Annotated in this window: 10 protein-coding genes and 1 tRNA gene; 8 read left to right on the top strand and 3 right to left on the bottom strand. The window is 41.7% G+C overall.

The features are described from left to right. Positions 1-223 precede the first annotated feature (223 nt). Complete coding sequence (locus tag BLT07_RS12925) at positions 224-3,490, top strand: sensor histidine kinase (RefSeq protein ID WP_245726540.1); 3,267 nt, start codon at positions 224-226, stop codon at positions 3,488-3,490. Between the two features lie 563 nt (positions 3,491-4,053). On the opposite strand, the gene BLT07_RS12915 is transcribed toward BLT07_RS12925, so the two are convergent. After that, positions 4,054-4,138 (bottom strand) — tRNA-Ser (locus tag BLT07_RS12915). 124 nt (positions 4,139-4,262) lie between these two features. Between BLT07_RS12915 and BLT07_RS12910 the strand changes: the two genes are divergently transcribed. The 6 genes from BLT07_RS12910 (at position 4,263) to BLT07_RS12885 (ending at position 10,293) form a co-directional block, all read left to right on the top strand. Then, positions 4,263-5,270, top strand: a complete 1,008-nt coding sequence (locus BLT07_RS12910) for a glycosyltransferase family 2 protein (protein ID WP_091869316.1) — start codon at positions 4,263-4,265, stop codon at positions 5,268-5,270. Positions 5,271-5,435: 165 nt separating this feature from the next. Continuing rightward, positions 5,436-7,358 (top strand): BatA domain-containing protein, encoded by a 1,923-nt coding sequence (locus BLT07_RS12905; RefSeq protein ID WP_091869314.1) that lies wholly within the window; start codon positions 5,436-5,438, stop codon positions 7,356-7,358. 111 nt (positions 7,359-7,469) lie between these two features. Continuing rightward, positions 7,470-8,723: a dihydroorotase gene (locus BLT07_RS12900; RefSeq protein ID WP_091869312.1), complete on the top strand. Its 1,254-nt coding sequence runs from the start codon at positions 7,470-7,472 to the stop codon at positions 8,721-8,723. 45 nt (positions 8,724-8,768) lie between these two features. After that, on the top strand, positions 8,769-9,080 hold the full coding sequence (locus tag BLT07_RS12895) for a magnetosome magnetite crystal formation protein family (RefSeq protein WP_091869310.1): 312 nt from the start codon (positions 8,769-8,771) through the stop codon (positions 9,078-9,080). A gap of 92 nt (positions 9,081-9,172) precedes the next feature. Then, complete coding sequence (locus tag BLT07_RS12890; RefSeq protein ID WP_091869308.1) at positions 9,173-9,496, top strand: hypothetical protein; 324 nt, start codon at positions 9,173-9,175, stop codon at positions 9,494-9,496. A gap of 137 nt (positions 9,497-9,633) precedes the next feature. Then, complete coding sequence (locus BLT07_RS12885; protein WP_091869306.1) at positions 9,634-10,293, top strand: alpha/beta hydrolase; 660 nt, start codon at positions 9,634-9,636, stop codon at positions 10,291-10,293. Positions 10,294-10,297: 4 nt separating this feature from the next. Here the strand turns inward: BLT07_RS12885 and BLT07_RS12880 are convergent, their stop codons facing one another. Further along, positions 10,298-10,792 carry a hydrolase gene (locus BLT07_RS12880; protein ID WP_091869304.1) on the bottom strand — a complete coding sequence of 165 codons (495 nt, stop codon included), beginning with the start codon at positions 10,790-10,792 and terminating at the stop codon, positions 10,298-10,300. A 234-nt stretch (positions 10,793-11,026) separates the two neighbouring features. Beyond that, a complete protein-coding gene (locus BLT07_RS12875) occupies positions 11,027-11,791 on the bottom strand; it encodes an MBL fold metallo-hydrolase (protein ID WP_091869302.1) in 765 nt (254 codons plus the stop codon). An 87-nt stretch (positions 11,792-11,878) separates the two neighbouring features. Here BLT07_RS12875 and BLT07_RS12870 point away from each other — a divergent pair, with 87 nt between their 5' ends. After that, complete coding sequence (locus BLT07_RS12870; RefSeq protein WP_091869892.1) at positions 11,879-13,333, top strand: nicotinate-nucleotide adenylyltransferase; 1,455 nt, start codon at positions 11,879-11,881, stop codon at positions 13,331-13,333. The last annotated feature ends 185 nt before the right edge of the window (positions 13,334-13,518 follow it).

Here is a 13,518-nt window from a genome sequence, read left to right as displayed (position 1 = left end):
TATTCGATGAAATACAGGGCTTATTAGGTAAAAAGATTTTATGTATAACCGAAATAGGTTTCTGGCGACCGAACTACAAAACACCCTATTTCATTCACAGTGATTTAAATTTCAGATTGTCAAGTAAGGATACAGTAGCCTCTACTTTTTAATATTATGTAAGTAAAAGTAATTTCGTACCCAACATTACGTTACTATAAGGCCCCTACCCAAAGAGCCTACAATGATACTACCCCAATTATCAACGATTCTAACTTCGGCGCTCATCTGTTGTAGTGCCGCCAACCTACAGGCACAGCTTCAAGAACCTTACACCTTTCACCATATCGAAAATGGCATGTCGCTAAGCTCGGCTACCGTACTTTTAGAGGATAGTTATGGTTTTATCTGGGTTGGAACCCGAAACGGTCTGAATAAGTATGACGGTACGGATTTTCAGATATTCGAGAAAAGTGTAGATGGCGTGACCGGCCTGACGGATGAATATATCGGAGCCCTATACGAAGATGGCCGGGACATATATATCGGCACCGATCAAGGTTTGAGCATCTATGACCGTACCCTGAAACGCGTAACTCCTTATCATTTTAAGAAGTCGGCAAAGGAAATCGAATCGAAGAATATCATATCGATTGCCAAGACTGCGAACACATTATGGCTGGGCACCTCATCTGACGGATTGTATACCTACCAGACGAAGACCGGCGAAGTGAGACACTTCCTGGCGAACGAAAAATTAGAGATTCGAAAGTATAGTAACAATCATATTTTAAAAGTGACCTCCTTGGGCGCTGAGCATCTATTGGTCGTATCCAGTTACAATATTTTTGTGATCGATACTGATCTGAACATAGTTAATCAGTTACCCGTACAAGAAAATATAACGAGTGTTGTACAATTCGATGAAATGAATTTCGTAATCGGCACATCGGAGGGATCGATAATTGAATTTAATGTAAGCCCTACTTGGGAGACATCGATCAAAAAAACCAGCATAAGTCCGGGGTTCGTAATTTTATCTTTGGCAAAGTATAAAAACGATGCCCTTTGGATTGGTACGGAAAATAATGGTCTGTTCATCTACTCCAAAGTTACCGGCGATGTAGCGCATTTAAAGTATAGTTCGGCGCGCCCCAATTCGATTTCCAACAATTCTATTTGGTCGCTTTTAAGTGCACGCAATGGGGTAATGTGGATTGCTTGTTTTAAGAGCGGGCTAAGTTTCTACGATTCCGAATACCATAAATTCAAACATATAAACATAGATCCCTTTAATTCAACCTCCCTAAACAATAAATTGGTCAATTCTTTTAATGAGGATATCGCTGGAAACATATGGATAGGAACCGACGGCGGGGGACTGAATTACTGGAACCGGGCTACTGACACCTTCGATCATTATTCATTAAATGATAAAAATTTTGCGACCAATGTGGTTTTATCCATCCTTCAAACCAAAGACGATGAGCTTTGGGTGGGTTCTTGGGGAAACGGTATCATTGTTTTTAACACAGTAAGTAAAGAATTTTATCAGTGGAATACCGAGAATTCCTTTTTAAAATCCAATCACATCAGCGATTTAATGCGGGATAAAAAAGGACGTATTTGGATTATAAACTATAATGGTGGTGTTCAAGTATATAATCCGGATACGGATAGCCATACCGACGTTATACTGAAATCGGCCCATGATGGCTCTGAAATTACTTCCGCCTACACGATACTAGAGGATAACAATGGCCAGGTTTGGATTGGCACCCTTAATGCCGGGCTGTTTCGGCTGACAGCGAAGAAAGATTCCTGGAAAATCGATCACTTCCATAATATTGGTAGGAAAGGAACCTTAAGTAATAACTATGTCAATACCATTGTGCAGGATAAATCGAGTACCATATGGGTAGGCACACAAGGGGGGCTTAACCAATATCATCCTAAAAGCAACTCTTTCCGGGCCATCACAAAAGCCAACGGTCTGAAGAACGATGCCATAAGAAGTGTACTAATTGATGGGACAAGGCACTTATGGCTCGGTACCGAATGGGGAATGGCAAAATACGATACAGCGACGAAAACTGTTTTAGATTATGATATGAAAGACGGTCTTCAGTCTAATGAGTTCAACGCAAAATCTGCTCTTAAAACGGCTTCGGGCGAGTTTTTGTTCGGTGGAAGTAATGGATTCAACATTTTTAAGTCTGAGGATGTGGTGAAGAGAGACGACGAGCCGAAACTATTTATTTCGGGACTAAAGATTTTCAATAAGCCTGTAATGCCCAATGATGGGTCCGACATCCTCAAAAGGGATATCAGCCAGATAGATTCCATAAGTTTGGATTATAATCAATCCGTTATCAACTTTAATTTTAGAACACTCACCTTCAGACATCCCGAAAAAGTAAACTATGCTTATTTCTTGGAAGGTTTTGAAACGGATTGGAATTATGTGGGCAACAACCCCACAGCGACCTATACCAATTTAAATCCGGGGGAGTATACCCTTAGAATTAAATCGACCAATTCAGATGGAGTTTGGGTTACCAACGACATTAGCCTTGCCCTAACCATAAATCCTCCTTTTTGGAAAACCTGGTGGTTCCGCACCTTGCTTTCAATTGTCTTCTTAGGAATCATATATCTGCTGTACTTCTTTAAGGTACGGAATATAAAAAGGCATCAGATAAAGCTGGAACAACAAATAGCCGATCGCACCCAAGAATTACAGTTACAAAAGAAAAAATTAGCGGATGTGGCGGAAGAGCTGTCCATAAAAAATGATGAAATTCAGAGGTTTACGTATTCTGTTTCCCATGATCTTAAAAGTCCGCTCAACAGTATCCAGGTCATGGCCGACCTCATTTCGCTGGATTTCGAGGAGGGTAAAATCACCGATGCAAAAGAATGTCTTGGGTATATCATCCAGTCCTGTACCATCATGAACAGTCTAATTGCCGATATTACCGAAATTGCCAAATTGGGAAAAATTGAAAATAAAATGGAAATTTTAGACTCCAAAGAGATTATTGGAGTAGCCAGCAATATGGCCATCGGTCGCCTTCGGGAACGGAAGGCCCAGGTAATCATTGAAGATGCGCTTCCGAATATTTACGGAGATCGCAACCGGTTCGTCCAAGTTTTTGAGAATCTAATCGATAATGCGATAAAGTATATGGGGAATCAAGAAAAACCTGTGGTAGCCATCAAAACTAAGGTCGGTCCGGATTTTCAGCAGTTTTTTATCAGTGATAACGGTTCAGGCATGGATACAAAGTCTTTAGATAAGTTATTCACCCCTTTCAAACGTTTCCATGCAAAAACAAAGGGAACCGGACTTGGGCTATATATGGTGAGAAAAATCATCGCCTCCCATGGCGGAACGATTACGGCAGAATCCGAGGGTAAAGGAAAAGGCACAACCTTTATATTGACCTTACCAAAAGCTGACAATCCGGTTCAAAAAGCGGTGGGTAGCGTAGAATATACGGTGGTATAATGAAGATAATTTATTTGCAATACTAATCCACTAGAGAGCCCCTTACACACTTTTTTTTCTATTTCCTTTTTCCTTAGTATTTCAAATCCTTTATAGATGCGCTTACCATCCAAACCTAGTGTAGAAGAGAATAGAAAATGAATTTTTCATAAGTGAGTAATTAATATTGGTGTAACAGAACACCAAAAGGTAGAAAAAATATAGTTTTAAGTAATACAAAATCAGTAAATTATAGCTAAATCGGTGAGTAGTAATCATTCGGAAGACTACTCACCGATTAGCTCACTTTATCTTTAGTATCATTCGAATTCAAATGGATACATATAAAATGAAAAACCCTGTAAACATGATGTTTACAGGGTTTTGTGCAGTTTTGGTAAACTACGAGTGGAGAAAGAGGGATTACCTGCGGTGTTCCCTACAATCTCCCCACCTGACAATAATGCTCGAAATTGCTGTCGCAATTACGGTCTTTTTGTTTTGGACACTTACGAAAACTGTGTTTTCGAAGCGGCCAAAACAAAAAGCCCGATTTCTTTTCAGAAATCGAGCTTTGCTCTAAGCGGAGAAAGAGGGATTCGAACCCCCGGAGGTGTGACCCTCAACAGTTTTCAAGACTGCCGCATTCGACCACTCTGCCATTTCTCCTATGCGAGCGCAAATATAGAAAGCTTTTTCTGTTTCTTAAAAGTATTTCTATAATAATTCGTAACAGGGTATTTATAACGTATTACAAATAGGATTTTCCCATGCTTTTTATACCTTGTCTATCATGAAAAACCCTTTGGTAAGCATCCTGATCCCTTTTAAAAATACCGAAAGGTTTTTTTATGATTGTCTGGATTCGATGCGCTCACAAACCTACCAAAATTGGGAGGTATTGGCGGTGGATGATTATTCTTCGGATTCAAGTAGGGCTCTCGTCGAATCCCTTTCTGAAAAAGAAACACGGATAAAGGTGCTCAACAACAAAGGTACTGGTATTATCCAAGCCCTACGTACTGCTTACCATCAGAGCAAGGGCCAACTGATTACCCGTATGGACTCCGACGATATCATGACGGCGGACAAACTGCGGATCATGGTCGATTGCCTTTTAGGGCATGGCAAGGGCCATTTGGCTGTGGGGCAGGTCAACTATTTCTCCGACCAAGGCATCGGCGACGGATACGCCCGCTACGAAAAATGGTTGAACGCACTTACCGAAACCGGCAGCAACTATTCCGAAATCTATAAGGAATGTGTTATCCCCTCCCCTTGTTGGATGGCCTTTCGGGAGGATCTGGACTTCTGTGGCGCCTTTATACCGGACCGCTATCCCGAAGATTATGATCTGGCCTTCCGTTTTTATGAAAAGGGACTGCAATGTATTCCCTGCAACCAAGTACTCCACCATTGGCGGGACTACGACACCCGCACTTCCCGCACCAGCCAACACTACGCCCAAAACTATTTTTTGGATATCAAATTGCATTATTTCCTCAAACTGGATTACAATCCTGACCGACCTTTGATCGTTTGGGGGGCAGGCAAAAAGGGCAAGGAAATCGCAAAAGGACTCCAAAAACAAGACATCCCTTTTCAATGGATCTGCGATAATCCGAAAAAAATCGGAAAGGAAATTTATGGGAAAAAGATGCTGCACTACGGCGAATTGCAGGTTTTAGAGAACCCACAGAGCATTATCACCGTGGCAAATGGCGAGGCCCAAACCATCATAATGGGCTATTTCGAAAAGTTGGGGCGAAAGCATATGGTGGATTATTTCTTTTTCTGCTAGAATTGTATTGAAGATGAAATAGGGGTCAATAAACAAAACTATTACGAATCGTGCTTACTAGTTTGTACTATGTACTTTTATCTTGTAATATTTTCACCTATGCGAGCATTACTTTATACCAAGTACTAACTACTTTTCCCTACCTTTGCAATCTCAAACCGGGAAATGCAGTTTAAACATCCAGAACTTCTTTGGGCCCTCCTCCTTCTCCTGATTCCCCTTATTATCCATCTTTTTCAATTGCGGCGGTTTCAAAAAACGCCGTTTACCAACGTCAAGTTTCTTAAAAAAGTCGTGTCGGAATCCCGGCGTAGCAATGTCTTGAAAAAATGGCTTCTTTTACTGACCAGATTGGTTATGCTGGCAGGCTTGGTCATTGCCTTTGCCCAACCCTTTTTTGCGGAGCAATCCGCACTGCAACAGAAGGAAACGATTATTTATTTGGATAATTCTTTTAGCATGCAAGCCAAATCCGACGGAGTTACATTGTTGGAAAATGCGGTGCAATCCCTCCTACAATCCATACCCAAAGACCAAAATTTTACGCTGTTCACGAATGACATGGTCTTTAAACAGGTTTCCTTGCCCGAGGCGCAGAACGACTTAATAGCAATCGTACCTACTCCGAAACAACTTCAACTGAACGAAATATATCTTAAGGGAAATACTTTTTTTAAGGGAGATTCGGAGACTGTCCGGAATCTTGTACTGGTTTCCGATTTTCAGCGACGGATGCTCTCCTCCGTAATCGATTCGGCCAGCACTATGCAAAAACATCTTGTTCCATTGACACCCGAAAACACGGAAAACATAGCTTTGGATTCCATTTATTTAGATGGGCAAAATTCTGAAAACATAGAACTTACAGCAATAGTGTCACGTAAAGGTTCAATAAAGAGCACTCCCGTTTCCCTGTTTAACGGCGAGCAACTTATCGCGAAAACGTCAGCCGTTTTCAAGGATAGCGACAGGACGGAGGTACAATTTACACTTCCCAAAAATGAGCAAATCGATGGTAAACTAGAAATTTCCGATACGGGATTGGCCTATGACAACCACCTATACTTTAATATCGACACGAAAGAAAAAATCAAGGTTCTGGTTGTCGGTGATTCCAATAGCAACTTTCTGAAAAGGATTTATCCCGATGATGAATTCGAATTTACGCCCACAGCCCCAAAGAACCTCAATTACGGTGATTTGGGCACTCAAAACCTGATTATTTTAAACGAAGTGCCAGCCTTGCCAATTGCCTTAACCACTAGCCTCAAGTCGTTTACGGAAGGTGGTGGAAGCCTGGTCATTATTCCATCCGAAGAAATCGAGTTAAATTCTTACAACCTTTTGACTTCCAATTATTTTTCAACTTCATTCATACAAAAGGTTGACGCTAAACGCCCTCTCACCAATATTTCCTTTTCGCATCCTTTATACCGCAATGTATTTGTAAAAAATGTGACAAATTTTCAATATCCGGAAGTTTCGAAACATTTCAAGATCAAGACCACCGCACCTTCAGTACTTTCGTTTCAGGATAATACGCCGTTCCTGATTGGTGGCGACGGCAAGTACATTTTCACCGCATCGCTCGCTGCAGACAATTCCAACTTCAAAAACTCACCCTTGATTGTACCGACCTTCTACAATATGGGCAGCAACAGCTTACGATTGCCCCCGCTATATGGAGTTTTGGGAAACGGCTTTTCCATAGACGTTTCCGCCAGCTTGCCCGACGACACTATTTTAAAAGTCTCGAAGGGGGAGAATGAATTTATTCCCCAACAAAAGGCACTTTCCAACAAGGTCACGCTAACCTTCGACGAAAATTTGAAGGAGGATGGCATTTACACAATTTCTCAAGGCGACACACCTCTTACAAACATCAGTTTTAATTTTGACCGCGAAGAAAGCGACCTCACCTACCTAAACCTTGACCAACTTAAAGGGGTATCAAAAGCGTCTTCCATCGCCTCGCTCTTCGACGCCTTTGAAAAAGACAATCGCATCACCGCACTTTGGAAATGGTTCGTTATTTTAGCGTTACTGATGTTGCTGATGGAGGTGTTGATTCAAAAGCTTATCCCTTAAATCAAACTATTGCATCTAAAAGTAAAAGATGGTTTACACTTGAATAAAAAATTTAAATTACGACTTTTAAAAATTGTATACTCTATGTTTTATAATCAATACTGATTCCCAATGAACTTACTGATTAAAGCCGCAAAGATTATTGATGTATCCAACCCGGAACTTCATTCCAAGAAACGGGACATCCTCATCAAAAACGGTAAAATCGAGAAGATAGCCGCCAAAATAGCCCCCGATCACCAGACGGAGACCGTGAGCTTAAAAAACCTACATATCTCCTTAGGGTGGTTCGATAGCGGGGTATGCTTTGGCGAGCCGGGTTTTGAGGAGCGTGAAACCATTGCGAATGGATTAGAAACGGCCGCCAAAAGCGGCTTTACCGATATCGTATTGAATCCTAATACTCATCCGGTGCCGGATAGTAGTTCCGATATCGTTTTCCTTAAAAATGCGGCAAAAGGCCAGGTAACCGGTCTGCATCCTTTGGGCACATTAACCATGAAGGCCCAGGGAAATGACCTTGCCGAACTCTTCGATATGAAAAATACCGGAGCGGTAGGTTTCTACGATTTTAAACATCCCATGGAAAATGCGAACCTTTTAAAAATCGCGCTGCAATATGTATCGAATTTCGGGGGATTGGCCTATTCCTTTCCGATGGATGCTGCTATTGCCGGCAAGGGAAATGTTAACGAAGGTGAGTCAGCGGTAAGGCTTGGACTAAAAGGAATCCCAGCCCTTGCGGAAGAATTACGGATAGCCAGGGACCTATTTATTTTAGAATATACCGGGGGAAAATTACACATCCCCACCCTATCGACCGCGCGTTCAGTGAAATTGATTGCAGATGCCAAGAAAAAAGGATTGGATATTAGCTGCAGCGTCGCGATTCACAATCTATTGTATACCGATTCCAAATTAGAGGAGTTCGACGCGGCCTACAAGGTAATGCCGCCTTTGCGCACCAAAGTAGATACCAAGGCATTGATAAAAGGGGTTAAGGAAGGCAGTATCGATTTCGTCACCAGCGACCACATACCTATGAATATCGAGGAAAAGCAAGTGGAGTTCGAAAATGCGGCCTACGGAACTATCGGGCTAGAAAGCTCATTTGGCATTCTAAACCGAATTTTCGAAACCGAAACCGCCATAGGCCTTCTCACCAAGGGAAGGGAAAGATATGGTATGGAACAACCAAAAATCAAGGAAGGCGAAGCGGCCAACCTCACGCTATTCGATCCAGAAGTGAAATATCGTTTTGAGGCCAAGAACATCCATTCCACTTCCAAGAACAGTATGTTTTTGGGTGCAGGGCTCAAGGGCAAGGTTTATGGGGTAATACATAATGGACGAACACTTTTTTGATTACTTTTAAGCCTACTTTATATTTTCAACCTAGAAACCAAGATTATGGACCAAACAACTATTGACGAGGGAAAAACTATTGCGATCATCAGCTACATCACCATCATTGGGCTGATTATAGCTTACCTACTGAACAACAGCAAAAATAACCCCTTTGCTCAATTTCATATTGAGCAATCGGTTAGAATTGTTGTACTGGCGTTCGCCAATTATTTGCTCGCATGGATACTACCATCTTCTTTAGGTCTTATAACCACCCTAATAAGTCTGGGTATATTCGTCCTTGTCATTTTAGGAATCGTAAACGCGGCAAACGGTAAAACGACCCCGCTTCCTGTTATCGGAACTATAGGGTAATAATCCAATTAAAAAATCGGAAATCGGAAATAAGGGGTCAAGTCACGTCCTCTTTTTTGTACGCCTTCCGTACTTATACTAACTTTGAAGCTATGAATTCCATTAAAGAAGGAAAGACAGCAGCCATTGTCGCCTATTTCACCCTTGTCGGTGCCTTGATCGCCATAAGCATGAACAGCGAGCCAAAGAATGATTTTGCCCGTTTCCACATTCGGCAGGCGTTCGGGCTACATCTATTTTTTTTGGGATTCGCCCTTTTTCTCAGTGTTTGGTTCAACGCCTATGCCTTTTACGGTTTATACATCGGCTATATCGTGCTCTGGGGATATGGATTTATCGGTGCCCTGCAAGAGAAAAGGCAGTCCGTGCCCATCTTGGGAGATTTTTTTCAAAAATGGTTAACTTTTATAAGTTGAAGTTGGTATGACGGATAAAAGAGGAAAGATGATTTAAAATTTGAGCTTCTACTGGGCTAAAATAGTACTGGGCATCGCGCCAAAAAATCCCATTACTGAGTTCCTGAATAAAATTCCCTAAACTACAGTTTCCAAGAATGACGACAGCCCCATTATCTCTCGAACACGTAATACGTCCTTCATCCTTGACCAAGGGCAAACCACCTGTATTGTTTATGCTACACGGTTACGGAAGCAACGAAGAAGATCTTTTTTCTTTTGCCCCTGAACTTCCCATGGAATTATGCATCATTTCAGTCCGTGCCCCCTACCCCATGGAACCTTTCGGAAATGCTTGGTACGCTATTAATTTCGATGCGCAACAGGGTAAATGGAGCGATGACGAACAGGCCGTACTGTCCCGGGAAAAAATTGTAAAATTTATCGCAGAAGCCTGTAAAGTTTATGGATTGGATGATGAGCGAATTACCTTGCTTGGGTTTAGCCAAGGGACGATACTGAGCTATGCGGTGGCCTTGTCTTATCCTGAAAAGATTAAAAATTTAATTGCATTAAGTGGGTATATCAACGAGAATATACTTGTGGATGGCTATGCGGGTAAAAACCATCAAAATCTCAACCTCTACGCCTCGCATGGACAAGTAGATCAGGTTATTCCACCGGAATGGGCCCAAAAAGCTTCTCCGTTTTTAAATACATTAGGAATTGACCATGTATATGAGGAATTCCCCGTAGGACATGGTGTCGCGCCACAGAATTTTCATTCGTTTAAAAAGTGGCTAACTGACAAAATTTAAGGAATCAATTATTTCTCGTATACAACAAGTGATCTATCAAGGTGAAATCTACGCCTAAATCATCTTTCAATTCATATTTAATTAGTAGTTCGCCCCAATATTTGCCATCGGAAAAATCGGCCAATATCCATTTATGGTTCAACACCTTGATTTTATTGATTTTGAAATCGCCCTCCATACCCTCATAAGGCACAAGCGGGTTGGTGCCTTTGCTTTCATTGGTCTCCAGTAGTTTATCGGATATGTATCCCGAAGGGTTTTTCAAGGACAAATGGTCGTAGTAAGCCAGGGCATCATCATTGTTTTCCAAAGAAAAATACTGCATTTCCAGCACCTTTAACTGGGTATTTTTAACGGAATCCTGCAATTGTTCCACATCGGCCTGCAGGTTTTTGATCTGTGCATCCTTGGCTTCCGCCATTTTGCCACTACTAACAAAAAGGTATAGGCTAATCATCGCCATAAAAAGGAATAGGTACAGGAAAATTTTGCTTTTCAATGGTGTTTATTTTTTTGGTAAGGGAGCGCTAGCGTTGCGTCCCAAAGGTTTTTACTATTTCTTCGGGGTTCTAGTAAACAAGTATAACGTACAACATCAATCGTCTATTGTCTCGAATGCCACTTGTCAAATCCCAAATATCGAATCTCATTCCTCAAATTTCAAATCTGATTGCTCACATCTAATTCCCAATATCTCAAATCTCTTTCTTCAAATTTCTCGTTTAGCAGCATCTCATATCTCGACTATCAATCCATCATAAGCCAAGTGCACGCCTTTGGGCAATTTCTTTTCCACATCTGCGTGAAATCCTAACATATGACTGATATGAGTGAAATAAGCGGTTTCGGGTTTCAACTTTTTAACAAATGCCAAGGCCTCCTCCAAATTGAAATGGGAATGGTGTGCCTCTTCCCGAAGGGCATTGATCACTAAAACTTTCGATCCCTTGATTTTATCCATTTCTTTTTCATCTATTGTCTTTACGTCCGTGAGATACGTAAAATCTCCAAATCGGTACCCAAATACCTGTACCCGATTATGCTTGGCGGATATAGGTATTACGGAAATATCGCCCAAAGGAAAAGGTCGATTGTTTTCGACCAGATGGACATCCACACACGGAGCTCCTGGATACCGATTGGTATCCGCAAAAATATAATCGAAACGTTTGCGCAAGGAATCGGCAACCCTCTGATGGGCATATATGGGGATATCACCCTGACGGAAAAAATAGGGACGGATGTCGTCAAGTCCCGCCGTATGATCGGAATGCTCGTGGGTAAACAGGATACCATCCAATCTATCGACCGGGTGGGCGAGCATCTGCTGCCGGAAGTCAGGGCCACAGTCAATGACGTAATTGTAGTTTTCCCAAGAAATCAAAACGGATACCCGCAGTCTTTTATCCTTTATGTCATCACTCAGACAAACGGGATGCTTGCTGCCAATAATTGGAATACCTTGGGATGTTCCAGTACCTAAAAATATAATTCTCAAAGCGTCATTATTCTAAAATCAAATTTATAACTAAATAATCTATTAGATCTCCCGAACTTGTTAACTTTGTTTAACAAAAAAAAAGCTATGGCTTCAGTTCTTGATAGGGACATCGCATTTGAAAACATTCCTTCCATCAAGGCCAAAACCTTGAGAATCAACTTAAATCCCGATATCTACGGTACCTTTTCTGAAATAGGCGCAGGACAGGAAACTGCACGTAATTTTTTTAGGTCCGGAGGGGCTTCCGGTACCATAGCGAAGGCTATGAGTGCCTATGATAAGGATTTCAGTGACGCGATTTACGGCATCGAGGAAGACGGCAGATATGTGACCCAACCCCGTTTAAAAAAAATGTTGACCCACGAAATGAAGCTGATGGAAGAACGCATCAGCAGGGAGACACATCCAGATCGCCTTTTCTTCTCTTATGCGAATACCGTGGCTACCATCGATTTTTCGAAACGCTATAAAGGCCATGGGTGGCTGGGAATACGCTACCAGCTGGATCCCCAACAGAAGGATTATGACGAAATCGTACTGCATATACGTTTCAAACAGAACGAGGCACGTTTGCAGCAAGAGACATTGGGCGTGGTAGGCACAAACCTAATTTATGGGGCCTTTTACAAATACCACAAGCCCAGAAAACTACTGAAATATCTCTATGACCATATCGATAAGGACACCATCGAAATCGATATGATCAACTTTTCAGGTCCCAATTTTAAGGATGTCGACAACCGGTTGATGAGCTTGCAATTAATACGAAACGATATGACAGATGCGGTCATGTTCGGACCCGATGGCAATAATTTGCTTCCTGCGACGCTCCTTTACAAAAAAAATATTCTGGCTTTGCGGGGCAGTTTTAGGCCTGTGACTAAGGTTAATATGGATATGTTCCATAAATCGTATGATATTTTTCTGCGAGATCCGGCGGTCGATCAAGAGCGTACCATTGTCATTTTCGAAATTACCCTGTCGAATCTAAAGGCCTCGGGCGAAATCGATGAGCGCGATTTTATGGACCGGGCCGAGTTGTTGGGTGCATTGGGCCATACGGTAATGATATCAAAATTTCAGGAATACTATAAATTGGTCGAATATTTCAACAACTATACAAAAGAGAAAATCGGCTTAACGATGGGGGTTAACAATCTTATCGACATTTTCGACGAGAAATATTACCGCCATTTGAGTGGTGGTATCCTCGAAGCCTTCGGCAAATTGTTCTTTAAAGATCTTCAGGTCTATCTCTACCCGATGAAAAATGCCGATACCGGACAGATTATGACCAGCAATAACATCAAGGTGCATCCGAGAATGAAGGAACTCTACAAATTTTTCAAGTACAACGGCAAAGTGATGGACATTATTGACTACGATCCCGAAATTATGCACATCTTTTCTAGAGACGTACTTAAGAAAATCATCAACGACGAAAAAGGATGGGAAGAAATGCTACCCAAGGGAATCGCCAAGACGATTAAGGATAAGAATCTGTTTACGAGAAAACTTGTCAAAACGGAAAAGGCGTAAGGAAAGTCTGCAATTGAAGTAGACCGGTCAAAGCGTTCAATTCTGTGGTAAGTGGGGTTTAAGGTTGAATGTGGTTTACTGGCATTTAAGTCTTTAAGAGCTATTAAATCGCAATCGAAACTTGAGTTTTCAGCGATTCAAACCAAATAACAACTTAGGGCCTGTCTAAAAAATAAACTGCCAGT

This window comes from Pricia antarctica (genome assembly GCF_900101815.1).
GTDB lineage: Bacteria > Bacteroidota > Bacteroidia > Flavobacteriales > Flavobacteriaceae > Pricia > Pricia antarctica.
This window is presented reverse-complemented; position numbering and strand designations above follow the sequence as displayed.

Excerpts from the sequence above, each read along its gene's own strand:
- BLT07_RS12900 (WP_091869312.1), top strand. The coding sequence starts at position 7,470 with ATGAACTTACTGATTAAAGCCGCAAAGATTATTGATGTATCCAACCCG.
- BLT07_RS12870 (WP_091869892.1), top strand. The coding sequence starts at position 11,879 with ATGGCTTCAGTTCTTGATAGGGACATCGCATTTGAAAACATTCCTTCC.
- BLT07_RS12885 (WP_091869306.1), top strand. The coding sequence starts at position 9,634 with ATGACGACAGCCCCATTATCTCTCGAACACGTAATACGTCCTTCATCC.
- BLT07_RS12905 (WP_091869314.1), top strand. The coding sequence starts at position 5,436 with ATGCAGTTTAAACATCCAGAACTTCTTTGGGCCCTCCTCCTTCTCCTG.
- BLT07_RS12910 (WP_091869316.1), top strand. The coding sequence starts at position 4,263 with ATGAAAAACCCTTTGGTAAGCATCCTGATCCCTTTTAAAAATACCGAA.
- BLT07_RS12890 (WP_091869308.1), top strand. The coding sequence starts at position 9,173 with ATGAATTCCATTAAAGAAGGAAAGACAGCAGCCATTGTCGCCTATTTC.
- BLT07_RS12895 (WP_091869310.1), top strand. The coding sequence starts at position 8,769 with ATGGACCAAACAACTATTGACGAGGGAAAAACTATTGCGATCATCAGC.
- BLT07_RS12925 (WP_245726540.1), top strand. The coding sequence starts at position 224 with ATGATACTACCCCAATTATCAACGATTCTAACTTCGGCGCTCATCTGT.